The organism is Methylobacterium sp. D54C, assembly GCF_053345595.1.
This window is the reverse complement of record NZ_JBKFAK010000217.1, coordinates 1-298: the sequence shown is the minus strand read 5'-3', so window position 1 is coordinate 298 and position 298 is coordinate 1. Positions and strand designations below refer to the sequence as shown.

The 298-nt window shown below is 72.8% G+C and carries 1 protein-coding gene; it reads left to right on the top strand.

Annotated features, from left to right (window positions below):
* The coding region (locus ACLBYB_RS33230; protein ID WP_447701432.1) for a fumarylacetoacetate hydrolase family protein at positions 1–207 on the top strand (207 nt) is incomplete at its 5' end.
* Between the last annotated feature and the right edge of the window lie 91 nt (positions 208–298).

Here is a 298-nt window from a genome sequence, read left to right as displayed (position 1 = left end):
GACGGCGAGATCCGCCAGAAGGGCGACCTCGGCGACATGATCTGGTCCGTCGCCGAGCAGATCGCCTACCTGTCGAGCTACTTCGCCCTGCAGCCCGGCGACCTGATCTTCACCGGCACACCCTCCCGCGGCGGCCCGGTCCAGCGCGGCCAGCGCATGGTCGCGGCGACCGACGGTCTCGGCGCCATCACCCTCGACGTCGTCTGAGCCGCGCGGCCGCATGCTCCTCGATCGGCCGCTGCTGCGGCGCCTGTTCCACCTCGGGGCGCACGCGTCCCGGGGCATGACCCTCGGCGTG